This is a genomic window from Streptococcus infantis (genome assembly GCF_047464715.1).
GTDB classification, from domain to species: Bacteria; Bacillota; Bacilli; order Lactobacillales; family Streptococcaceae; genus Streptococcus; species Streptococcus infantis_S.
The window spans coordinates 66,154-91,281 of record NZ_JASHBJ010000001.1 but is presented as its reverse complement, the minus strand read 5'-3'; the positions used below and the strand labels follow the sequence as shown (position 1 = coordinate 91,281).

At 42.5% G+C, this 25,128-nt stretch carries 18 protein-coding genes; 2 read left to right on the top strand and 16 right to left on the bottom strand.

The genetic code is table 11. The features are described from left to right. Positions 1–39: 39 nt before the first annotated feature. Positions 40–3,030 carry a type I restriction endonuclease subunit R gene (locus QM419_RS00520; RefSeq protein ID WP_414277536.1) on the bottom strand — a complete coding sequence of 997 codons (2,991 nt, stop codon included), beginning with the start codon at positions 3,028–3,030 and terminating at the stop codon, positions 40–42. A 155-nt stretch (positions 3,031–3,185) separates the two neighbouring features. Between QM419_RS00520 and QM419_RS00515 the strand changes: the two genes are divergently transcribed. Further along, positions 3,186–3,806 (top strand): TVP38/TMEM64 family protein, encoded by a 621-nt coding sequence (locus QM419_RS00515; RefSeq protein WP_414277535.1) that lies wholly within the window; start codon positions 3,186–3,188, stop codon positions 3,804–3,806. A gap of 41 nt (positions 3,807–3,847) precedes the next feature. Here the strand turns inward: QM419_RS00515 and QM419_RS00510 are convergent, their stop codons facing one another. From QM419_RS00510 to QM419_RS00450, 13 genes are all read right to left on the bottom strand, one after another. Next, positions 3,848–5,002 (bottom strand): MFS transporter, encoded by a 1,155-nt coding sequence (locus QM419_RS00510; protein ID WP_414253906.1) that lies wholly within the window; start codon positions 5,000–5,002, stop codon positions 3,848–3,850. Positions 5,003–5,175: 173 nt separating this feature from the next. After that, the gene (ftsX, locus tag QM419_RS00505) at positions 5,176–6,102 is read right to left on the bottom strand and encodes a permease-like cell division protein FtsX (RefSeq protein WP_414253907.1); all 927 of its coding nucleotides are present in this window, start codon (positions 6,100–6,102) and stop codon (positions 5,176–5,178) included. Beyond that, entirely contained in the window at positions 6,095–6,787 is a 693-nt protein-coding gene (ftsE, locus tag QM419_RS00500) for a cell division ATP-binding protein FtsE (RefSeq protein ID WP_414277534.1), read from the bottom strand. The genes ftsX and ftsE overlap by 8 nt, the downstream gene beginning before the upstream one ends. Before the next feature lie 15 nt (positions 6,788–6,802). Further along, positions 6,803–7,898 (bottom strand): peptide chain release factor 2 gene (gene prfB / locus QM419_RS00495; RefSeq protein WP_100069481.1). Its coding sequence is split into 2 segments (ribosomal slippage): positions 6,803–7,825 and positions 7,827–7,898, totalling 1,095 coding nucleotides; the frame shifts between segments, so codons are not numbered across the junction. A gap of 180 nt (positions 7,899–8,078) precedes the next feature. Beyond that, on the bottom strand, positions 8,079–9,338 hold the full coding sequence (locus QM419_RS00490; RefSeq protein WP_414277533.1) for a TRZ/ATZ family protein: 1,260 nt from the start codon (positions 9,336–9,338) through the stop codon (positions 8,079–8,081). Between the two features lie 121 nt (positions 9,339–9,459). Next, positions 9,460–11,208: an ABC transporter ATP-binding protein gene (locus QM419_RS00485; protein WP_414277532.1), complete on the bottom strand. Its 1,749-nt coding sequence runs from the start codon at positions 11,206–11,208 to the stop codon at positions 9,460–9,462. Between the two features lies 1 nt (position 11,209). Then, complete coding sequence (locus QM419_RS00480) at positions 11,210–12,934, bottom strand: ABC transporter ATP-binding protein (RefSeq protein ID WP_414277531.1); 1,725 nt, start codon at positions 12,932–12,934, stop codon at positions 11,210–11,212. 50 nt (positions 12,935–12,984) lie between these two features. Then, on the bottom strand, positions 12,985–13,923 hold the full coding sequence (msrB, locus tag QM419_RS00475; RefSeq protein ID WP_414277530.1) for a peptide-methionine (R)-S-oxide reductase MsrB: 939 nt from the start codon (positions 13,921–13,923) through the stop codon (positions 12,985–12,987). A gap of 122 nt (positions 13,924–14,045) precedes the next feature. Beyond that, on the bottom strand, positions 14,046–14,915 hold the full coding sequence (gene thrB, locus QM419_RS00470) for a homoserine kinase (RefSeq protein ID WP_414277529.1): 870 nt from the start codon (positions 14,913–14,915) through the stop codon (positions 14,046–14,048). A gap of 1 nt (position 14,916) precedes the next feature. After that, entirely contained in the window at positions 14,917–16,203 is a 1,287-nt protein-coding gene (locus tag QM419_RS00465) for a homoserine dehydrogenase (RefSeq protein ID WP_414253913.1), read from the bottom strand. A 139-nt stretch (positions 16,204–16,342) separates the two neighbouring features. Beyond that, on the bottom strand, positions 16,343–17,065 hold the full coding sequence (gene yaaA / locus QM419_RS00460) for a peroxide stress protein YaaA (RefSeq protein ID WP_414277528.1): 723 nt from the start codon (positions 17,063–17,065) through the stop codon (positions 16,343–16,345). A gap of 45 nt (positions 17,066–17,110) precedes the next feature. Next, a complete protein-coding gene (locus QM419_RS00455; RefSeq protein ID WP_414278049.1) occupies positions 17,111–17,521 on the bottom strand; it encodes a peptide deformylase in 411 nt (136 codons plus the stop codon). A 109-nt stretch (positions 17,522–17,630) separates the two neighbouring features. Beyond that, entirely contained in the window at positions 17,631–20,315 is a 2,685-nt protein-coding gene (locus QM419_RS00450; protein WP_414277527.1) for a cation-translocating P-type ATPase, read from the bottom strand. 268 nt (positions 20,316–20,583) lie between these two features. On the opposite strand from QM419_RS00450, the gene QM419_RS00445 reads away from it, so the two are divergent. After that, positions 20,584–21,774, top strand: a complete 1,191-nt coding sequence (locus tag QM419_RS00445; protein WP_414277526.1) for a cation diffusion facilitator family transporter — start codon at positions 20,584–20,586, stop codon at positions 21,772–21,774. 40 nt (positions 21,775–21,814) lie between these two features. Here the strand turns inward: QM419_RS00445 and scrK are convergent, their stop codons facing one another. Then, positions 21,815–22,702, bottom strand: coding sequence for a fructokinase ScrK (gene scrK / locus QM419_RS00440; RefSeq protein ID WP_178894693.1), 888 nt, complete (start codon positions 22,700–22,702; stop codon positions 21,815–21,817). A gap of 308 nt (positions 22,703–23,010) precedes the next feature. Next, positions 23,011–24,915 carry a sucrose-specific PTS transporter subunit IIBC gene (locus tag QM419_RS00435; RefSeq protein ID WP_414277525.1) on the bottom strand — a complete coding sequence of 635 codons (1,905 nt, stop codon included), beginning with the start codon at positions 24,913–24,915 and terminating at the stop codon, positions 23,011–23,013. Positions 24,916–25,128 lie beyond the last annotated feature (213 nt).

Genomic DNA, 25,128 nt, shown 5'->3' with positions numbered 1-25,128 from the left:
TAAAATTTTTAAACAACAAAATTCAGTATATTGTTTCCCTTACCTACCAACCCTCAACGGCTCAATCACTTCTTCGATGAGTTGGGTATAGGCTTCCTTGATTTGTTTTTTATAGAGGAGGGGATTAAGGGCATCTGTCACCTCAACTTTATAGTCCTTGTAGCGCTGACTCTTGGTCAGTTGGCTTTCTCCTAGTTGTTTTTTAGCTCCCTTGCGGTAGTGATTGACATAGTAGCGGAGTTCATCTTCACCGACATACCAGGTCTTACTAAAGTCTTGGATATGCTGCTGGATGACTGCTTCAATCATCTGGTCAAGGATATTGGCAATGGATTGACCTCTGTAGCGGTCTGGATTTGCCTGTACTTCTTGCCAAAGCTCTGAGATGATTTGTGCAAGGTTTGGATTGGTCTTCTCTAGACTTTGGATATAGGTATCCACTGCTTCTCTGTCCTGTGCGCTGAGACTCTTTTCCTGACTTTGCTCTTGCTCGATCAGGCTTTGGATCAGGGTCAGTATATAGGCATAATTAATCTCATCGACTTGGATAGACTCCAGTTCGTAGTGGATATCCAGTGGCTCCCCATCTTCATCACCATCTTCTGAACGACTTTTAAGTTCGGCAAGGATGTTTTGATAGAAGCCTAGATAGTTTTCCAATTCTTCTGCAGTTAGTCCAGTCTCTGCATAGATTTCTTCCTCGTCATACTCTTTATACACTCGGATAGAAGCCAAGTATTTATCAAAGGATTGATAAGCCTTGGCGATTTTTCTCAACTGAGGTGTAGAGATTTGCTCGAGTTGGAGTCCTTCTACAGGGTCATCTGTGATGAGATTTTGGAAGTCGCTACAACTTCTCAAAAAGTTTCTCTTTTCCTCCTCCCAGCTAGGGGCTAGGACATCATTTTCTCCACCATTTGAGTAAAGCTTGAGGGCATTATCGACTGCTTCCTTGAAGGCTAGAGGCTTTTGGAAGGTAATGATATGACCATAGGTCTTACTAGAATCAAAGATACGGTTGGTTCGGCTAAAGGCCTGAATCAAATCCTGTGGTTGCATGGGCTTTCTGTCGATAAAGAGAGTCGATAGACAAGGGGCATCAAATCCTGTCAGGAGACGATTGACTACGATAACCAAGTCCAACTGTTCATTGCGATAGAGATACTTATCTTGTTTTCGGGCTAAGCGGTTATTGACATCGGTATTGAAGCCACGCAGATCCGCCATAGTAAAGTGAGTATCAAACTCTTGGTTATAGTCCTCTAAGACCTGCTTCATGTGGTCTTGGTTGGCTCTTGAGTCTTCTTCATTCTCCGTAACGGAGTAGGTGATGGTTGCCTTTGGAAAGTCTGGAAGGACCATCTTGACCCTCTCAGATACCTTGACCCGTGTCTGACCAGCCTTGACTCTTTTGAGAAGGTCATAGTAGGCTTGGGCTTGAGGGATAGACTTGACAGTCAGGATGGCATTGTAGGTATTGCCCACTCCTTTTTGGAAGCCCAGTTGTTGACGGGATTTATTGATAATAGCATCCAAGACTTCCAGCATGTGTTCCTCATTCTCATAGACGCTATCAGGTATGTCATTTTCAGACTGGTCTGTGATGAGGGTATTGCGATAATCAACCTTAAAGCCTAAGACAGCTCCGTCATGGATGGCTTCCTTGACTGTATACTCATGGAGACGGTCTCCATACTGTTGCTGGGTGGTTTGGGCTAGGTCGCCGACCTGCTGGCGTTTATTTTCCTTAAAGATAGGCGTGCCTGTAAATCCATACCAGAGAGACTGAGGGAAAAAGGCTTTAATGTCCTTTTGTGTTTGTGGTGTCACAGCACGGTGGCATTCATCCACGACAAAGGCCACTCGGAGTCCCTTGATTTTGTCCGCATCTCGTTGGTAAAGACCTTGGTCAAACTTGCGCATCATGGTGGTGATTTTCTGGATAGTGGTCACCACGACACGCTTATCATTACTTCCTAGTCGCTTGACCAAATCATGGGTATTATCCGTTTCATCGATATCAATGACATCATTGGTCGCATATGAGAGGAAGGAGGATGTGGTTTGTTGGTCCAAGTCCCTGCGGTCAACGACAAAAATCGTCTTTTGGATGGAAGGAATCTGAAGGAGATTCCTCGCTACCTTATAAGAAGTCAAGGTCTTCCCTGAACCTGTCGTATGCCAAACGTAGCCTGATGCTTGTTGGCGAGAGGCTTCCTGCACCGCTTCGATAGCATGGATCTGATAGGGGCGCAAGAGTATGAGAGATTTCTTGCTATCGTCAATAACAGAATACTGCATGACCATCTGATGGGCACGAGGGATAGATAGAACTTCATGGGCAAAGCTGGTCAAGTTTGTCACAGGATGATTGTCCTTATCCACCCACTTGGTTAGAAATTGCTTGTTGAGTTTATTTTCGCGAGCTGCGGCGATATAGCGCGTGTCTACTTTGTTGGTCACAACAAACATCTGCAAGCTAGAGTAGATGCCACGGAATTTCCCTTCACGGTCATATTTTTTAATCTGGTGAAAAGCATCGATAAACGCAGCTTGGGAACTCTTGAGCTCAATTTGAATCATGGGCAAGCCATTGATGAGAAGAGTAACATCCAGTCTACGGTCTTGGTCCATAGGATTTACTTTTTCTCGTTGGACTTGATTGATAACTTCGTAGCTAGACTTTCCTGCTGCGATATTGTCACGCCAAATGACTGACAAACGGATGGTGCCTAGACTCGCATCTTCTCTTTGAACTTCGACTTTGGCAATGCCGTTTTCTCCGACCAACCACTTGGCAGCATCATAGTAGCTGACAAAGTTTAGTTGGTTCTGAATCTGACGTTTTTCCTGTTCTGTCAAGGGATGGTCTGCCAGCAAAGCAACGTTGTTTTGGGCTAGTTTCTCAAAGAAATTGTCCCATAGTTGTTCTTCTGTTTTTAGGTCTTCTCTATAAGTCCATTGGCTTTCACCAGTTACCAGCTGGTTAATCAGTTGTTTTTCTATTTCCAGTTCTGGTTTTACCTGCATCTATATTTCTCCTTTTGGAAACCGCATTCTTCCTATCATTATATCATATTACAGGCAGAAAACGCCTTGCTAATCCTACTTCCCTCAGAAAAACCATATAGTCTTTCTCCTTAAAATATGGTATAGTAGAATCATACTAAACAAGAGGAGTTTACATGTCACACGATAAACAAATGAAAGCTGTTTCTCCCCTTCTACAGCAAGCAATTAATATTTCTTCCATCATCGGTGGAGTTGGTACTTTAATATTCTGTATCTGGGCCTATCAAGCCGGTATCTTGCACTCCAAGGAAACCCTATCTGCCTTTATCCAGCAAGCTGGGGTTTGGGGACCACCACTTTTTATCTTTTTACAGATATTGCAGACGGTCGTTCCCATCATTCCTGGTGCTCTAACCTCTGTGGCAGGTGTCTTTATCTACGGTCACATTATTGGAACTATTTATAACTATATTGGAATCGTTATTGGTTGCGCCGTTATCTTTTACCTGGTTCGCCTCTACGGAGCACCCTTTGTTCAGTCTGTCGTCAGCAAGCGTACCTATGATAAGTACATCGGTTGGCTAGACAAGGGCAATCGCTTTGATCGATTCTTTATCTTTATGATGATTTGGCCGGTTAGTCCAGCGGACTTTCTCTGTATGCTGGCAGCTCTAACCAAGATGAGCTTCAAGCGTTACATGACCATCATTGTCCTGACCAAGCCATTTACCCTGGTCGTTTACACATACGGCTTGACCTACATCATTGATTACTTTTGGCAAATGTTTGGCTAATAGACAAAAAACTCAAGGATTCATCCTTGAGTTTTTCTTTGTTAGGCTTCTTTTTTCAATAAGAGGGAAACAAGCACTGATGTAGCAATCATCCATGCTCCTAGAATGATGAAGGTCATTCGACTATCCATAGTCACCAAGCCAATCCCTGAAAGAACGAAGGGTGTTAATGATGCTCCAAAAGAACATCCCAAAACAGCATAGGAAGTTGCTTTGTTGAGGAGTTTTGCAGGAATTCGCTCAGATATCAACTGAAAGACTGTCGTCAGAGCGATACTGTAGGCAAATCCTCCCAGGATAGAACCTGCAACCACCACCCAGAGTGATGGGGAAAGAGCAATGATGATTTGCCCGATACCAAAAGTGACACCAGCGACCAATAGAAGCCTTTCCTTGAAGGTCGAAATCAAGAAAGAAAAGCTGATTCCAGCTAGAATCCCAATCAACTGCATGGCACTAAGTACCAAACTGGACAACTGAGCATCTCCAAACCCTGCCTCAATCATAAGACTAGGGATGCGGAAGGTGATAGCAGTATTGGTACATACAATCACTGCGGCTGCAATAGCAAGGAAGAAAATCAATTGGAGCATGGAACGAGTCAGTTTCGCCGCTTCTTCTGTCTGATGCTTGGACTCGTGAATTTCTTCCTTGTTGTAAGGGACAAATAGAAGAAAGAGCACCAAGACTACCAAGCCTGCGGCATAGGCTAAGAATGTTGCGGTCCAGCCAAAGGCTAGGAGCTGACCAACTGCCAGAGTCAAGATAGAGGCTCCTACTACCTCAGCAGAGCCACGAAAACCAAGCATTTGGATACGAGTCTTGCCGTGGTAACGTTCACTGATGATCGAAATAGCCTTGGCATTGAGCATCCCAACTCCAAGCCCAAATAGCAAGCGGGTTGCAAAGACAAAGTAATAACCCTGATACCAGAAAGGTGCAGTCCCACTGATGGATAAAATCAAGAGTCCCAAGGTCAACTGGAGGCGTTCAGGAAAAATACGCTCTAGAAGTCCGTTTAGTAGAAGCATGGCCATAATCCCAAAGGATGGGAGGCTGACCAAGAGTTCGACCTGACCAGTCGAATAGCCCTGATAATAGTCAAACATAGCAGGCAGGGCGCTCGAAATAGAAAACGATGTGATCAATACTAACGATAGGGATAGTATGCTCACTTTTTCCAAAAATTGTTTCATCTTTTCCTCATTCATTATTCATATTAGTAAAAAAGGTCCTTTCCTATCATACACTCTTTACCAAAAATTGGCAAGCGACTGAGCCCCAAGACCAAAAGAAAAAGCGGGGTATCAAGTACTGTGAAGTCTTGATGACATCCCACTTTTTTATGTGTTTTATCAAGTTATTTGACTTAGATTTTCAAGAATCGACGCATTGAGATTCCTGAACCAAGTGAACCGATACAGATTCCGATGAGGAACAAGAGTCCAATCATCAATGGAATAAAGGTATCCGGTGTTATCAAAGATAGGTTTTGGCCAACCAAAGATGGATTGACAGATTGGAAGACTTTATTATAGATAAAGTAAACCAAAGCTGATGGAAGGGCTGCTCCCAACAATCCGATAAAGGCACCTTCTAGCAAGAATGGGCCACGGATGTAGCCGTTCTTGGCACCAACCAAACGCATGATTTGGATTTCACGACTACGTGAAATGATAGTAATACGGATGGTATTTGAAATCAAGAAGACTGCGATGAAAATCAAGAGTCCTGCGATGACCAATCCCCATACACGGATGAAGGAAGCCAACTTGAAGAGACGTTCGGTATTGGCACCACCGTCTTGAACTTCAGAGACACCTTCGATTTTCTTAGCTTCTTCAGCTACTGGTTTTACATCACTTGGTGAATTGGTATCTACGATGTAGGCATCATGAAGAGGGTTTGCATCTCCTTCAAATACCTTCCACTCGTCACCCATGGTTTCAGTCAGCTTTTGGTACTGTTCTTCTTTACTTGAGAAGGTTACATTTTTAACAGCTGGCAAGGCTTTGAGGGCATCGTAGACCTTGTGGTAGTCGTTGTTCGTGACTGTTTGGCCTTCTTTTACAATGGTTTCACTGTTGTCTTCAACGTCTTTACGAACATAAACCATGACGCGGACGTTATTTTCGATATCAGTTGCCAATTTTGCAGTATTGAAGATAACTGAAGCAAAGATAGCAACCAAGGTCAAGGTAATCATTACTGAACTGATAGCAGCAATGGTCATCCATCCATTACGCTTTAAACTCTTTAAAGCTTCGAATAGATGGCGGAAAAATCTACTAATCATCGTATCCGTAGTCTCCTTTCGCTTCATCACGTACCACGCGACCATTTTCGATGGCAATAACGCGGTGGCGCAAGGTATTTACGATTTGGCTGTTGTGGGTCGCCATCAAAACAGTTGTCCCTTGAAGATTGATACGTTCCAAGAGGTTCATGATTTCCCATGAGTTATCTGGGTCCAAGTTACCTGTTGGTTCGTCAGCAATCAATACTTTAGGATTGTTTACGATGGCACGCGCGATGGCGATACGTTGTTGCTCACCACCTGAAAGCTCATTTGGGAATGAACGAACCTTGTGCTTCAAACCGACAAGGTCCAAGACTTCCATAACACGTTTTTTGATGTTACGACGGCTTTCACCGACAACCTCCATTGCGTATGCAATGTTCTCATAAACGGTTTTCTTTGGCAAAAGTTTGTAATCCTGAAAGACTACTCCGACATTTCTACGCAAGAACGGAATATCTTTCTTTTTAATTTTAACTAGGTTATAACTTGCGACTTGCAAGCTTCCTTTGTCGATTTTGACCTCACGATACAAGGCACGGATAAAAGTTGATTTACCAGCACCTGAAGGTCCTACGATGTAGGCGAATTCTCCTGCATCGATATTTACAGTGATGCCACGTAGGGCTGTTGTCCCGTTGTCGTATTTTTTGACAACATCTCTCATTTCAATGATTGACATGTGACTTCCTTTCTTTTAACTGATACGCCATTTCAGATAAGCATCGATGAAACCATCTAGGTCTCCATCCATAACCTTATCGACTTGCGCTACTTCAAAGTTTGTACGATGGTCTTTTACCATTGTATAAGGTGTAAATACATAGGAGCGGATTTGGCTTCCCCATGTAATTTCCTTTTTCTCACCTTTGAGCGAGTCTACCTCAGCAGCTTTCTTTTCCTGCTCCATCTGATAGAGTTTTGCCTGAAGCATCTTCATAGCACGGTCACGGTTTCCGTACTGAGTACGGTCGACGGTTGATGCTACGACGATCCCTGTCGGAATGTGAGTCAAGCGGACACCTGTTGAAACCTTGTTGACGTTTTGTCCACCTGCTCCTCCTGAACGGAAGGTATCCATCTTGATGTCATCCTCACGGATTTCAACTTCGATGGTATCATCCAATTCTGGCATGACTTCTACAGAAGTAAATGAGGTGTGGCGACGTTTAGCAGAGTCAAATGGTGAGATTCGGACCAAACGGTGAACTCCCATCTCTGACTTGAGAAGACCATAAGCATTTGGTCCTTCAAATGACAAGGTTACTGACTTGATTCCTGCCTCATCACCTGCTTGGTAGTCTAAGACCTCAACCTTGAAGCCTTTGGCATTTCCATAGCGAGTATACATACGAAGGAGCATATCGCCCCAGTCTTGAGCCTCTGTTCCCCCTGAACCCGGATGGATTTCAAGGATAGCATTGTTGTGATCATAGGGCTCTGACAAAAGAAGAGTCATTTCATAGCTGGTCATCATCTGATCCAACTCATCGAGTTTTTCGACCAACTCATCCTTCACAGATTCATCTTCTGCCAAAAAGTCTAGTAAAATTTCAACTTCATCCTGCAACTCATCCATCTTGTGGAAGGTATTATAGGTATTTTTGAGTTCGTTTAATTCTTGCGACGTTTTTTGGGCCGCAATATTATCGTTCCAAAAATCAGGTTCTGTCATTTTGTTTTCCAAAATGGCAATTTCTTCCTCTAAACCTTCGAGGTCAAAGAGACCCCCTAAAAGAAGCTAATTTTTCACGATTTGCGTCAATTTTTTGACGAATTTCTGAAATGTCCATACATACTCCTTTAATTGTATCGTTTTATTATACCACAATTTTTCTTATTTATCTAATCGGTGTTTTTTAAAATTTATTATCAATAGATTCCTGTAAGAAGTCAAACCTGCAATTCCATAAGCAAAACTAGAAAATCTCACAAGAAATTTCCCATGAGATTTAGAGAATTTATACTACTTTTTACAAGTTAACTGTCAACACTTGACTGTCTTTTACGACTTGCTCACCAGCAATATAGACGTCATTAACATCACTTGATTTGACAGCGTAAACGAGGTGAGATAGCATGTTTGCTTGAGGTTGGAGATGGATTTTTCCTTGGGGTTGGATGACGAGAAAATCAGCCTGCTTACCGACTTCTAAACTACCAATCTCATCTTCCATTCCTAACACCTTTGCACCCTCGATTGTCAGGGCCTTGAGGGCTGTTTCGATTGGAAATTGGCTGGCATCACCACTTTTCATTTTCTGTAAAAGGGCCGCCGTGCGTCCTTCTTCAAACATATCGAGATTGTTATTAGAAGCAACAGAGTCTGTCGCAATACCAACCGGTACTCCTGCTCTTTGAAGTTGGACAACTGGTGCAATCCCTGAGGCTAGTTTGAGGTTGCTGATAGGATTGTGGGCGATAGCGACTTGCGAATCTGCCAAGCGGGTAATCTCTACTTCATTTAACTCCACTCCATGGGCAAAGACAGCTTGATGGTCTAAATAGCCAAGTTCATCCAAAAAGGCTATTGGTCTTTTGCCATAACGTTTCAGGATAATGCCTGACTCTTCCTGTGTTTCTGCAACATGGATATGAAGAGGAATGTTTTCTTCTTTTGCTAGCTCAAGACTTGCCTCCAGCAAATCTCTACTACAACTGTAGGGCGAATGAGGAGCCACCATCACCTTGAAATTTGGGTCTTGATAGCCTTTGATTGTCTCAATGATAGCTCGAGTTCTGGCTATAGTTTCAGCCGTCGTCTCCACATCTGAAGAAAAGAGGGTTGGAGAAAAATAGCAACGCATCTTGGATGCCTTGACTGCCTCATAAATCTCAGCTATATCCACTCCATTAGGATTGTACATATCATTAAAAGTTGTCGTTCCTGACTGGAGCATCTCTGTTAGCGCCTCTTTGACGGCCTTTGTAGTCATCTCTGGTGTGAATTCTGCTTCTGCTGGCCAGATATAGTCCTCTAGCCATTCGTGGAGATTGCTATCATCACGAATGCCTCTCAAGCCTGTCATGGCAGAGTGAGTATGGCAGTTAACCAATCCAGGCATAATCCAGGCACCCTGATAGTCTATGATTTGATCTGCTTGTTTAAGAATCTCTTGATTTTCCTGGCCAACATAGACGATTTGGGATTCTTTAATAGCTAAAATCCCATCCAAATAGACGTGGAAATCTTGATCACAAGTCACGATATTTACATGCTGAAAGACTTTCATCCCTAGGCTCCTTTTCTATATAAGTATTCATACTGGATAATTTTTCTAGCTATTGTAACAAAAAAGTCACCCTAAGGCAACTTTTCTTGTTTGTTCATTGGCATTATAAAGGATTGCCCACTTATTCTGGGCTAAAAGCTGCTGCTTGCTGCATTTGATAGTATTTGCCTTTTCTCGCCATGAGTTGCTCATGATTGCCATGTTCGACAATATCTCCATCTACCAAGACAAGAATCAAATCAGAATCTTGAATGGTTGACAAACGATGGGCAATGATAAAACTTGTCCGCCCCTTCATGAGTTTAGCAAAGGCGTCCTGAACCAGCACCTCTGTCCGGGCATCGATGGATGAAGTCGCTTCGTCTAATATCAGAATCTTAGGAATGGCTAGAAAGACACGTGCGATGGTCAAGAGCTGAGCCTGACCGACTGACAGTGATTCACCCGCATTTTCAAGCTTGGTATCATAACCCTGAGGTAATTGTTGGATAAAGAAATCTGCGTTCGCTGCCTTGGCTGCTGCAATGACTTGCTCTCGACTAGCATCAGGATTTCCAAAGGCAATATTGTCATGAATGGTTCCTTGCTTGAGCCAAGTTTCTTGGAGCACCATCCCAAACTGCTGTCTCAATGAGGCTCGGGTATAGTCATAAATCGAGTGACCGTCTAGTAATATATCTCCTGAGTTAATAGGATAAAATCGCATGAGAAGATTGATGAGTGTAGACTTACCAGCACCCGTTGGACCAACGATGGCGACCTTACTACCAGCTGGGATATCAATAGACAAGTCCTTAATCAAGATCTTTTCAGGATTGTAACCAAAAGAAACATGCTTAAAGGAGATGGCTCCCTTGACTTGGTCACTGTTCAATTCTTCCAGACCAGTTTCTGTAACTTCCGGACTCTCTAGAACCGCATAAACACGTTCTGCGCAGGCTAAGGCACTCTGCAACTCAGCCAAAACTGATGAAATATCGTTGAAGGGTTTGGTATACTGCTGCACATAGTTCAAAAAGGTTACCAAACGACCAATGGTCAAGGTGGAACCTGCTATGATGCGTAAGGCTCCTACCCCAGCAAGAAGGGCATAAATGAGGGAATTGACAAATCGTGTCGAAGGATTGACTGTTGACGAATAAAAGATAGCCGATTGAGAATAACCTGAGTAGTTGTCATTAGCTTCATGAAGTCTATCGATAAATTCTTCCTGAGCATTAAAAGACTGGATAATGTTTTGCTGACTAAGTGACTCTTCAATCAGCTGGGTTTGAATCCCTCTAGTCTCCGTCTGCTTCTGAAAGAGATGGTAGGACCTCTTAGCGATAAAGCGTGAAATGACCATAGACAGAGGTGTTAAGAGCAGAACTAAGAGCGTCATCAAGAGATGAATTTGGAGCATGGCAAGAATGCTGACCAAAATCATCAAAACTCCGATGAAAAATTGGTTGAAAATCATATTCAGACCCGCTGCTAACTGTTCGATATCTGTCGTCACACGGCTGACCATTTCTCCACTCCCCTGTCTGTCTACCAGGGCAATCGGGAGACGGTGGAGTTTTTCAATGATTTTTTCTCGTAAATCTCTGGTATAGGAGAAAATCAGTCGATTATAGAGGAGAGGATTGGCCCATTGAACCAGCGTATTTCCTATGACCACCAAAATCATCTGGAGGAAAATCTGCCAAAATAGCTGGTATGAACCATCGACTAGGACTTGGTCAATCACCTCTCCAATCAAGATTGGTAAATAAATAGACAGGGCTACCTGAGCAATGGTTCCCAAGAAAGCTAGAAAAAGAAGGATGGGATGACTTGCTAAATCTTTTGCCAAACGTTTGAGGGTTTGACTTGCGTGTTTGCCTTTCATTCTAATCCTCCTTTCCATGTTGGGATGCATTGATTTCACGATAGACTTGACTAGTCCTCATCAATTCCTCATGATTTCCAAGCGCTAATTGCTGACCTTTCTCTAAAAGAAGAATTTGGTCTGCAATCTTCAAGGTTGAAGTTCGTTGGGAAATCAAGATTAAGCTCGTATTTGGCAAATTCTCCTGAATGGCCTTTAAAAGATTGGACTCTGTAATGGTATCAAGGGCTGAAGTCGCATCATCTAGGATGAGAAAAGGGGCTTGACGTAAAACTGCTCGGGCAAGCGACAAGCGTTGCTTTTGCCCACCTGAGAAATTACGGCCACCCGCTTGGACCTCTGCGTCCAGCTGACCTTCCTTTTCACTAATAAAGTCCTTGGCCTGGGCAATTTCTAAAGCCTGCCAGAGTTCATGGTCAGAGACTGCCTCATCCATACCCAGAGTCAAGTTAGAACGAATGGTTCCTTTAAAAAGTTCAACCTTTTGAGGGACATAGGCCATCCAGGACCGCCATTCAGAAAGATCGCGAGGACTACGTCCATCTCGATAAAGGGAAATGCTTCCCTTATCTGCCGGATAGAGCCCAAGTAGGACTTGTACCAAGGTTGACTTACCAGAACCAGTTCCTCCGATGATCCCAAGAATTTCTCCTTGCTGCATATCAAAAGAAATATCCCTTAGCGAAGGCTGAGCTGCATCTGGATAAGTAAAGGTCAAGTCTTGGACGTGTAAAACTTGATTTCCAGAAACCCTTCCTGCCTTAAGTTCAGTATGAATATCTTCAGGTTTTTCAGCGAAGACTTCCTCAATACGCTTAGCTGATATATAAGACTGGTTGAGTGAATTAATCAGCATGGCTAGTTTAATCAACTCTACCAAAATTTGTAAGAGATAGTTGATCAGGGCAATCAAGGCTCCCTGACTGAGCCAGCCTCCCTGAATAGAAATATAACCATTCCAGATAATCACCAGCAAAGTTCCGTTGACAATCAAATAGGTCAAGGGGGTCAATAGACTAGACCAGTAGCCTGTTTTCATTTGGATAGCCGTATAGATTTGGTTGAGTCGTTGGAAATTCTCAATCTCTCGTTTTTCTTGGCCAAAAGCACGAATCACACGCATCCCTTGTATCTGTTGGCGCGTCTCCTGAACTAGCTGGTCAGTTTTCTTTCTCAAACTACTGTAGAGAGGATTGACCAACCGTGATAAAATGACAATGACAAGGGTCAAAATGGCAACCATGACCAAAAACCAGAAGGTCAACTCAGGCGAGAGACGATAAGCCATGAAAATGGCACCAAAAACAATAATAGGCGCCCTTAAAAATAGGCGTAAAAATTGATTAATTCCTGTTTGAATCTGATAGGTATCTGAAGTCAAACGCGTCACCAAACTCGAAGTTGTCAAACGGTCTCTACTATCCTTAGGCAAAGAGAGAATATGACGATAGAGGTCATTGGTCAACTCCTTGGTAAATCCGACAGCTGCCTTGGCTGAGTAAAACTGGGCAACCAAAGCTACCAAAACACCGATAACTGCAAACACAAAGAGGAGCCCCATTTGCATCCACAGATGACCCTGATCTTTTTGAGGGATAGATTGGTCAACAATCCCTGCTATTACCATGGGAACCAAGAGTTCAAAAACAGCTTCTAGCAGCTTAAACAAGGGTGCTAGGAAAGACTCTTTGATGTAGGGTTTAAAGTAAGAAAGTAAGTGTTTCATAAGTCCCTTCTATTTTCAAAATGAAGAAGGTGGAAAAACCACCATCTTTTTTACTTGTTCAAATATGGAAGTAGGTAGCCATAACCAGCCTCTTCCATTTCATCCTTAGCAATGAATCGTAAAGAAGCAGAATTAATACAGTAACGGAGACCACCTAGTTCCTGAGGCCCGTCTGTAAAGACATGACCCAAGTGGGCATTACCCGAACGTGACCTCACTTCGATACGCTCCATACCATGACTCAAGTCTTTGTAGTAGTGGATAAGCTCTTTAGAAATGGGTCTACTAAAGCTTGGCCAACCACAGCCTGAGGCAAACTTATCCTTGGCAAAGAAGAGGGGCTCCCCAGTCGTAATATCGACATAAATTCCTTCCTCAAAAGTTTGGTCGTAGGCATTGCTAAATGGAGCTTCCGTTGCTGCTTCTTGGGTAACTCTATAAGACTCTTCTGACAAATTCTCTCGTAAAACTGCCTGACTAGGTTTTTCATAGTTGGCGGCATCTATCAGTGGTTTCTCAGCATCCCTCACATCAATGTGGCAATAACCACCAGGATTTTTCTTGAGGTAGTCTTGGTGATAGTCCTCAGCCAGGATATAGTGACGAAGCTTCTCCACTTCTACCGCTATTTTACGACCGATGAGAAGCTCTTGTTCTCGAACGACCGTATGGATGGTTGGCAAATCCTCTTCATCTTGATAATAAATCCCTGTGCGGTATTGACGACCACGGTCATTCCCTTGTTTGTTGACAGAAAGGGGATCGATAACTCGGAAATAATAGAGTAAAATCTCACGGAGCGAGACTGTCTTTTCATCATAGATAACTTGCACAGTCTCAGCATGATCTGTTTCTTTGATTAATTGATAATTGGTAGTTTCAACTTGACCATTGGCATAACCAACACTGGTTTGCAGCACTCCAGAAATACGTGAAAAGTATTCTTCCAAGCCCCAAAAACAACCACCTGCTAAATATATTTCTGCCATTTCATCCTCCTTGACCGTCCAGCGGTCGACAAAACTGGGAAACATTTCATATCCCATGTTTCATTTTCAAAAAAAGGACAGGAAGCCCTCTAATAGAGAGTTTCCCCATCCCATTGTTCTGTTTATTTTGCTTCGACGCGAACGCCTTGTGTATCTACTTGCAAATCATGAAGCTTGCCTTTGAACGGTTGCTTTTCAAGCTCTGCCTTAATCCTAGGCATCTTGTCAGGATCAGCCAAGACCATAACAGTCGGACCAGCACCAGAGAGGTAGGTCGCATAAGCACCATTTCTCTTGGCAACTTTCTTGATGGTCGCAAATTCTCTCACCAGTTCTTGACGGTAACGCTCATGGAAGAGGTCACTCTCAATCGCCTGACCTGCTTTGACCATATCTCCAGTCAGTAGGGCTGCAATAGCCACATTGGCAATAGAACTTGCCGCAACGGCTTCCTTGTAAGAGAGTTTCTTAGGCAAGACACCACGACTATCGCGAGTTCGCAATTCATAGTTTGGAATATAAGCTAGGAAAGCACACTCTGGGAAAGGCGCCACAACTGCTGAAACCTGGCCTTCGACTGAGCTTGCAATGACGAGATTTCCATAGATAGCAGGTGCAACATTATCAGGGTGTCCCTCAATCTTAGTCGCCAACTGTAATTTTTCATGTTTGCTTAGCTTCAAGTTTCCGAGTTGATTGGCCAGTTCAATCCCAGCAACGATGACCGAGCTCGATGAACCTAGTCCACGCGCAAGAGGAATGTCACTGACCATCTTCAGACGTCTAGGTTGGATGTCTGGAACAATTTGTAGAGCAATCTTCAGCAAAAGATTACGTTCATCACGTGGAATCCATTTGCCTAGTTGGTGCTCAATCATCCATTCTTCACGTTCCTCACAAACCTGAATTTCTAGATACTTAGTTACAGCTACACCAACAGAGTCAAAACCTGGACCCACATTAGCACTTGTAGCAGGTACAATAATCTTCATCTTAGTCTCCTAAAACCTTGAAGGTATTGAGAAGTTCAAACTCAGATACACGCTTCAAAGCTGCTGTAATATTTTCAAGTTGCGCCTTGTTGATTTTATGAGTGATGATGACAATACGAGCCTTACCTTCTTGCTTACCATCTTGTAGGATTTGCTTGAAGGAAATATCTTCTGCGTTAAAGAGTTCAGCCAATTTCAAGACTTGACCTTTTGAGTCTGGAGCCAAGATTGAGAAATAGTAGTTGGCTTTGACATCTTCTGGCTTAGCCAAGACCACTGGACGGCTGTATTCATTAAAGGCTTTTCCAATTGTTCCATCATTCAAACGACGAACGATACGGGCAATATCAGCCACAACACTTGTTGCAGTTGGTTTTTGACCTGCACCCGGTCCGTAGTACATAGACTCGCCGATACCGATAGATTCCACAAAGACCGCATTCATAACACCGTTAACACTTGCTAGTGGGTGTTCTTTAGGAAGGAAGGTTGGTGTAACCTCAGCAGCGATTCCAGAAGCTGTTTCTTCGATAGAACCAACTAATTTCACAACATAACCAAGTTCTTGAGCTACTGCCACATCTTCTGGAGTGATGTTGCGAATTCCTTGGTGACCAACATCTTCAAACTTGACATTCATCCCAAAAGCAAACTGGCTAAGGATAACCATCTTGTAGGCTGCATCAATCCCGTCCACATCATTGGTTGGGTCGCTTTCAGCGAAGCCAAGTCGTTGGGCTTCTGCCAAAGCATCCTCGTAAGACCAACCTTCGGTTACCATTTTAGTCATCATGAAGTTTGATGTTCCATTGACAACACCAAGAACACGAGTGATTTTATCTGATGCTAGTGAGTTAACCAAGGTACGAAGGATTGGAATTCCTCCTGCAACAGCTGCTTCGTAGTAGAGAGCAACATTGTGAGCTTTAGCAATTTCAAGCAATTCTGCACCATGGACTGCCAAAAGGTCCTTGTTGGCTGTTACGACGTGTTTCCCTGCTTCTAACGCACGAGTGATAAAGGTTTTTGCAGGCTCGATACGTCCCATCAACTCAACAACGATCGTGATGTCTTTGTCTAACAAGATTTCATCGATATTTGTTACAAAATTAAAATCATTTCCCGCTTCAAGCAAGCGTGCTTTTTCTTGATCGTCTTTGACCAAAACTTTAGCTACTTCAATTTCTGACTGGGCTGCTTGAACGATTTTTTCTCTATTTTCCTTTAGCAAGAATGGCACACCACTGGCTACTGTACCAAATCCAAGTAAAGCAATCTTAACTGACATGTTTGTCTCCTCGAAATTTTCTAATAGTCCTATTATACCAAAATTGTGTGAAAATTCCTACCATTCTAAACTAAAAATAGGAGCACCAAATCACAAAAAGCCTGCCCTGATACAATTTAGGACAGACTCTATTTTCTATCTATTTCACAAAAGCCAATTCCTTGTCACCAGACAAGTCTTCTCGATAATTGAAATCCGCAAAGCTGAGCTTTTTAATCTCTTCAACCGAAGTGACCTGACCTTCCATCAAGGCTGTTAAGAAAGCACCTCTGGCTTTTTTTGAAATGGTTGAATGGATTTTTAGTTTACCATCTCGCTCTTCCATAAACTTAAAGGTCACCATCTTCTCTCGGATTTCTTTTGGAAAGACAGTTTCAAATTCAGAAGACAAGAGTGAAAAGATTAGTTCTTCACCCTTCAGCGACTCTTCATAGGCTGACTGCCAGTGACTTTTCAGGCTTTTTCCAGCGACTTTGAGTTTCATCAAAAAGTCCAGTCTGTGGGGAGCAATGGGGGCAAAGGCCAGAATCACACCATAGAGAGCCGACGTTATCATGAGGTGTTTCTCCAGATAGGCTTGCTCTTTCTTGGTTAGATTTTCTCGTTTAATGTTGCGATACATAAGTCCATCAAAGAGGTGCAAGGCTGGATAGTTTCTAGCCGTTCCATTTTTCAAGGCTTGGATATGGTCATACTCCTCTTGCGCCTTTTCGGCAGAGATTTTATAAAAAATCTCTAGTTCTTGGGCAGAATATCTAGCTAATTCATCCAGAACAGCCTGACTCTCAGGAGACAAAGGTTTTGCATCTAAACTAGGGATTTCAGTGTTCATTTCTTTTGCAGTTGGGATTAAAATCTTCATAGTGTTAGTGTAGCATATTTTTCTAGGAGCACCAAGGATTTGAGCCTAAATGATACGTCCTTCCAAATGATCCAATTCATGCTGACAAATCTGAGCAGGAAAGCCTGTCAGGGTAATGGTCTGCTCTTGCCATTGGATATCTCTGTATCTTACTGTAATCTTTTCATATCTGGTTGTTGGTCTTACTCCTGTCAAAGACAAACATCCTTCCTCGGTTTCGTAAGGCCCCTCACAGGCTTTGAGAACGGGATTAAACATAACCATAGGAATCATGCCGATATTAAAAATAATGACACGTTTTTGCACCCCAATCATATTGGCAGCTAGTCCTACACAAGTTTCACGGTTAGCCTGTAGGGTGTCCTGCAAATCCTTTGCAAGGGGTAAATCCTCTTGACTCGCAGGCTGGGATACCTGCGATAAAAACATCATATCTTTGACAATTTTCTTTTCCAAGATTCTTTCCTCCATACCATATCATTCTCCTTGATTATAGCATAAAATCTTTGTCAGTTTACCTTTATATACAAACAAAAAGCCATCCGAAGATGACTTTTCATAGTGGTTAAATGGCGTTTTTATCTTTTCCGAGTGCTCGTTGGATGGCTTTAACAATCTCAACAAGGACAACAATCATAAGTGCTCCTACAGCAACCACTATCCATTGAGTCAAGCTCAAATGTGAAACGTGGAAGAGGCTGTTAAATCCTGGAACCAAAATTGTCACCATCAAGAGGACAAAGGCAACTGGGATTGACCAGTTAAAGGTCTTGTTCTTGAAGAGTCCGACTGTAAAGATTGATTGGTACACAGACTTAACGTTAAAGGCATGGAGCAATTGGATCAAACCAAGAGTTGCAAAGGCCATGGTAAGGGCATCTGCGTGGATTTCAGTTTGAACTTGATGCTCTGGGAAGAGAATTGCCCAACCGTAAACACCTAGAACGAGCATGGTTTGGAAGATACCTTGATAAAGGATAGCTCCGAATACACCACCGTCAAAGAAGTTTGACTTACGACCACGAGGTTTGTGGGTCATAACGCCTGGCTCAGCTGGTTCAACACCAAGAGCGATGGCTGGTAGCGTATCTGTTACCAAGTTAATCCAGAGAAGATGCACTGGTTGTAACACATCCCAACCGAAGAGGGTTGCAAAGAAAATGGTGAATACTTCAGCCATATTGGCAGACAAGAGGTACTGAATTGATTTTTGGATATTTGAGAAGACCTTACGTCCTTCTTCAACCGCTACGATAATGGTTGCGAAGTTGTCATCAGCAAGGACCATATCAGAAGCTCCCTTAGAAACCTCTGTACCAGTAATCCCCATACCGATACCGATATCAGCTGTCTTAAGTGATGGTGCATCATTAACCCCGTCACCAGTCATGGCAACAACTTTACCTTCTTTTTGCCATGCTTTCACGATACGAACCTTGTGCTCAGGTGATACACGAGCGTAAACAGAGTATTGCTTGAAGACTTTTTGGAATTCTTCATCAGTGAGTTCATTCAACTCAGCACCAGTGAAGACATGGTTTTCTGTATCATTTGGGTCGATGATACCGAGACGTTTAGCGATAGCTTCCGCTGTATCTTGGTGGTCACCCGTGATCATGATTGGACGGATACCTGCTTCTTTAGCGACACGAACAGCTTCTGCAGCTTCTGGACGCTCAGGGTCAATCATGCCGACCAAACCAGAGAAAATGAGGTCAGACTCAACGATTTCAGATTCCAAAGTTGGGATTTCCTTGCTTGTCTTATAAGCCATCATCAAGACACGAAGGGCTTGTTTAGCCAAGTCTTTATTGGTAGCAAGGATAGCTTTCTTATCTTCATCCGTGATTGGACGAACTTCCCCATTAACTTCAATACGAGTCACACGCTTGAGCAATTGGTCAGGAGCACCCTTAACAGCGATAAAGTAAGTACCGTCTGCTTCCTTATGGATAGTCGACATAAGTTTACGTTCTGAGTCAAATGGCAACTCTGCCACACGTGGCTCATTCTTCAAAACTTCACGGACATCAAAATTGTGGTCCAAACCAAACTGAACAAGAGCTGTCTCCGTTGGATCTCCAATCAACTTGCCAGATGGGTCCACCTTAGTATCATTGGCAAAGTTCATGATACGAAGGGTATTGTTGCTAGGAGCAATCTCAGCTGCAGAGCTTTGCAATTGACCGTTGGTGTAGACCTTCTCAACAGTCATTTGGTTCATAGTCAAAGTACCTGTTTTATCAGATGCGATGATTTCTGTTGAACCAAGAGTTTCAACCGCTGGCAATTTACGAACGATAGAATTACGTTTAGCAAGAGTAGTTGTTCCTAAAGATAGAACAATAGTTACAATGGCAGGAAGTCCTTCTGGAATCGCCGCAACCGCAAGGGCTACCGCAACCATCAAGCCTTCTAATGGATGCTCTCCACGAACGAAGACACCAACTAAGAAAGTAATGACCGCAATCACAACGATTAAGTAAGTCAAGGCTTTAGATAATTGTTCCAAGCTTTGCTTCAATGGTGTTTCAGTCTCATCGGCATTAGCCAACATATCTGCAATCTTACCAACTTCTGTATACATACCAGTGTTTGTTACGACACCAATACCACGACCATAAGTTACATTTGAGTTTTGGTAACCCATATTAACGCGATCCCCAATACCAGCATCTGCTTCAACAAGTCCTGTCACATCTTTTTCAACTGGTACAGATTCACCAGTAAGAGCAGCTTCTTCGATTTTAAGAGACGCCGCTTCAAGCAAGCGCATATCAGCAGGAACTACATCTCCAGCTTCAAGCAAGACGATGTCCCCAGGCACCAATTCTTTTGAGTCGATCTCAATGACATGACCATCACGACGAACACGGGCCATTGGGCTAGACATATTTTTCAAAGCCTCAATCGCTGCTTCTGCTTGACCTTCTTGGTAAACCCCAAAGGCAGCATTCAAGACAACAACGGCCAAGATAATAATGGCATCTGTTAAACCATCCATCCCTTCTGTAATCACAGAAAGTGCCGCCGCCGCAAGCAAGATGATAATCATCAAATCCTTAAATTGATCAAGGAATTTAGCTAGTAGGCTACGTTTCTCTCCCTCTTCCAACTCATTACGACCATAAGTCGCTAAGCGTTCTTGAGCCTGGGCAGTTGACAAACCTTCGACAGATGAGTCCAAGTTCTTTAGGACTTCCTCAGAAGGTTGCGTGTAAAACAAGTCTTTATTTTGTTCTTTTGACAAAACAGTCTCCTCCTTTTTGGCCTCTTTTTACAAAAAAAGAGACCTGTTTTTTAAAAAAACAAGTCTCGCTGTTTAATATAGTGCCGGAAATAATTCGTAATGACGACACTATCGCGGTTAACCGCCAGCTACTCCCTTGAGTACTTCTATTATATCAGAATTTCAAAAGTTTTCAAGTGCTGGGCTGGAGTTTATTCGCCCTCCATTTGAAATTTCCTTGGAAAACCAGTATAATGAAAGAATACTAAAATCCTAGAAGGGGAGTTAGATGAATCAATCGGTTTCAAACTTAAAATTGGCTGAGCGTGGTGCCATTATCAGCATTTTTACCTATCTATTCTTGTCAGCAGCTAAGTTAGCAGCAGGCCACCTCCTTCACTCGTCCAGTTTGGTGGCAGATGGTTTTAACAACGTTTCAGATATCGTTGGAAATGTAGCCCTTCTCATCGGGATTCGTTTGGCTCGCCAACCGGCAGATAGAGATCATCGCTTCGGCCACTGGAAAATAGAGGATTTGGCAAGTCTCATCACTTCCATCATCATGTTTTACGTTGGGTTTGATGTTCTACGGGACACCATTCAAAAGATACTCAGCCGAGAGCAAACGGTCATTGACCCACTTGGGGCGACTCTGGGAATCATCTCTGCTATCATCATGTTTGCCGTTTATCTCTACAATACCCATCTGAGTAAGCAAGCTAAATCAAAGGCTCTCAAGACAGCAGCCAAGGACAATTTGTCAGATGCTGTGACTTCTCTTGGAACTTCTATTGCTATCCTGGCTAGTAGCTTTAACTATCCAATCGTGGATAAGTTGGTTGCGATTATCATTACCTTCTTTATTCTTAAAACTGCTTATGATATCTTTATCGAGTCATCCTTCAGTCTTTCTGACGGTTTTGATGAACACTTGCTAGAAGATTACCAAAAAGCAATCATGGAAATTCCTAAGATTAGCAAGGTCAAGTCCCAACGCGGTCGTACTTACGGAAGCAATATTTATCTGGACATTACACTTGAGATGAACCCAGACCTCTCTGTTTTCGAGAGCCACGAAATTGCGGATCAGGTCGAATCTATGTTATCAGAACGATTTGGTGTCTTTGATACTGACATTCATATTGAACCAGCACCAATCCCTGAGGATGAAATCCTAGATAATGTCTATAAAAAATTGCTCATGAGAGAGCAACTGATTGACCAAGGAAATCAACTGGAAGAGTTACTTGCAGAAGACTTCATTTATATCCGCCAAGACGGACAAGAATTAGACAAAGGAGCCTATAAGGCTGAAAAAGAATTGACCTCTGCTATTAAGGAGCTTCATTTAACTTCTATCAGTCAAAAGACTAAACTCATCCGCTATCAAGTCGGTGATACCATTCATACCAGTATCTGGCGCCGTCACGAAACTTGGCAAAATATTTTCCATCAGGAAACCAAAATAGAAAAAGATTAAAGAAAGAGGCCGGGATGTATCCCGACCTCCTTTTTTATTCTTATTTAGCAACGCTCTTAGCAAGAACAAAGTTTCCGAGTGTCGCTGAACCATTACCAGCAACAGCTGGTGTTACGATATAGTCACGCACATCTGGAACTGGTAGGTAACCATTGAGAAGGGCTGTGAATTTCTCACGTACACGGTCAAGCATGTGTTGTTGAGCCATAACCCCACCACCAAAGACGATGACATCTGGACGGAAAGTTACAGTTGCGTTCACTGCAGCTTGAGCAATGTAGTAGGCTTGAACATCCCAGACAGAGTTGTTGAGTTCAATGTTTTCCCCACGAACACCTGTACGAGCTTCCAAACTTGGACCAGCTGCATAACCTTCCAAACATCCATTATGGAAAGGACAAACACCTTTAAATTCTTTTTCAATATCCATTGGGTGTCTAGCCACATAATAATGACCCATCTCAGGGTGACCAACACCACCAATAAACTCACCACGTTGGATAACACCTGCTCCGATACCTGTACCGATTGTGTAGTACACTAAGTTTTCGATACGACCGCCGGCATTGTTACGAGCTACCACTTCACCGTAGGCAGAACTGTTTACGTCTGTTGTGAAATACATAGGCACGTTTAGAGCGCGACGGAGGGCACCAAGCAAGTCGACATTTGCCCAGTTAGGTTTTGGAGTTGTTGTGATAAATCCGTAAGTTTTTGAGTTTTTATCGATATCAATAGGACCAAATGAACCAATGGCAAGGCCTGCAAGGTTCTCAAATTTTGAAAAGAACTCGATAGTTTTATCGATTGTCTCGATAGGAGTTGTTGTTGGAAATTGTACTTTTTCTACAACGTTAAAGTTTTCATCACCGACAGCACAGACAAATTTTGTACCGCCCGCTTCCAAGCTTCCGTATAGTTTTGTCATGATAAACCTCTAGTTTTTATTTTCTCTATTATAGCATATTTCCAGAAGGAAAGTTGCTCTATATTTTAGATTTTCCTCTGTAAATTTTACCATTCAAGCAAAAACGAACAAACATGACATTTGTTCGTTTTTTTGATTTATTAAATCGACAGTAGTATACTCAATGAAAATCAAAGAACAAACTAGGAATCGAGCTGCAGGTTGCTCAAAGTACAGCTTTGAGGTTGTAGATAGAACTGACGAAGTCAGTAACACATACATACGGCAAAGCAAGTATGACGCAGTTTGAATTTGATTTTTGAAGAGTATTAAGCTTTAACTTCGATGATTGCATCTCCCTTAGCAACTGATCCAGAAGCAATTGGATTTACTGAAGCAAAGTCTGCAGTGTTTGTTACGATAACCATTGTTGTGTTATCAAGACCTGCAGCAGCAATCTTAGCTGAGTCAAATGTTCCAAGAACATCTCCAGCTTTAACCTTGTCACCTTGAGCAACTTTATGGTTGAATCCTTCACCATTCATTGAAACAGTGTCGATACCAACGTGGATCAAGATTTCAGCTCCGTTAGCTGTTCTTAGGCCATAAGCATGTCCTGTTGGGAAGACAATTGTCACTTCAGCATCAGCCGGTGCGTAAACAACATCTTCACTCGGTTTTACAGCAATACCTTGTCCCATAGCTCCACTTGAGAATACTGGATCATTCACATTTGAAAGAGCAACGACGTCACCAACGATTGGTGTTTGAATTGTTTCGTCTTGAAGAGTTGCTGGAACTTCTTCAGTTACCTCTGTTACTTCTTCAGAAATTGTTTCTTCAACAACTTCTGTTTCTTCTTTGTAACCAAAAGCATAAGTCAATCCGAAACCAAGAGCTGTTGTTACTAAGACCATAAAGACATACTTGAGGAGTTGACCATTAATGTATAGAAGAGTACCAGGAATGATTGTGATACCAAAGCTAGTTCCTGCTAAACCAAGAATATTTGCTAACCAACCACCTGCAGCACCTGCAATAAGACCCATGATAAACGGTTTACCGTAACGAAGGTTAATACCAAAAATTGCTGGCTCAGTAATACCTAATCCTGCAGAAAGAGCTGCTGGGAAAGCAAGTGCTTTAACTTTTGGATTCTTTGTTTTTACACCAACAGCAAGCGTTGCTCCAAGTTGGGCAGTCATAGCTGCTGTAATAATAGCGTTAAGTGGGTCAGAACCGGTAGAGGTTACAAGATTAGACTCCAAAAGGTTGAAGATATGGTGAACACCAGTAACGACGATAACTTGATGAACACCACCGAGGATTAATCCGCCTATACCCATTGGTAGACTGAGTAACCAAACAGTAGCGACTTTAACATAACTTTCAACTTCGTGGAAGATTGGTCCAATAACAAACAAAGCCAAAATAGACATCACTAAGAAAGTCAAGAATGGTACAAGGAGTAAATCTAATACATCTGGTATACGTTTACGGAGCCATTTTTCAAGTTTAGCACCTGTCAAACCCACAAAGAAGGCTGGTAAAACAGAGTTTTGATAACCAACAACTTTGATAAAACCAAAGAAAAGAATTGGTTGAGCTTCACCTGAAGCAACAGCCCAGGCATTTGGTAAAGATGAGTTAACCATCATCAATCCTAGAACCAAACCAAGCAATGGATTTCCACCGAACACACGGAAGGCAGACCAACAAATCAATGCTGGGAAGAAGGCAAAGGCTGTATCTGTCAATACAACTGAATAAGTATAGAAGTTTGTTGCTTTAAAGGCTTCTGCAGTAGTTCCAAACAAAGCTAAGACTTGATCCTGAACTATAGCTCCACGAATCCCCATAAAGAGACCAGTCGCTACGATTGCTGGCAAAAGCGGTACAAATACGTCACCAAAAGTACGGATGGCTCGTTGAAACCAATTTCCTTGTTTAGCGGCTTCTTCTTTCATCTCATCCTTAGATGCTGTTGGCAAACCAAGAGCTACGACCTCATCGTACATCTTGTTTACTGTACCAGTACCAAAGATGATTTGGTATTGACCAGAGTTAAAGAAAGCACCTTGAACTTTTTCCAAGTTCTCGATAGCATCCTTGTTGATCTTTGCTTCATCTTTAACCATGACACGAAGGCGAGTCGCACAGTGAGCTACACTATTAACGTTCTCACGTCCACCTAAGGCTTCGATGACTTTTTTTGCAATTTCTGTATTCGTCATTTGCAAAAATCTCCTTATAAAAAATTTGTAAAATGTTTGAAAGCGATTTTATCCGCCCTACGCATATAATTCTATCATGTTTTTAAAATATGTCAAGCGTTTTGCAGAAAAATTTATTTGTTTTTTTGTTTTTTGACTGTTTTTGATATTTTTGAATAGTATTTCTTCGATAAATACCTATTATTAAAAGGTTTTTGCTAAAAAGTTTTCAAA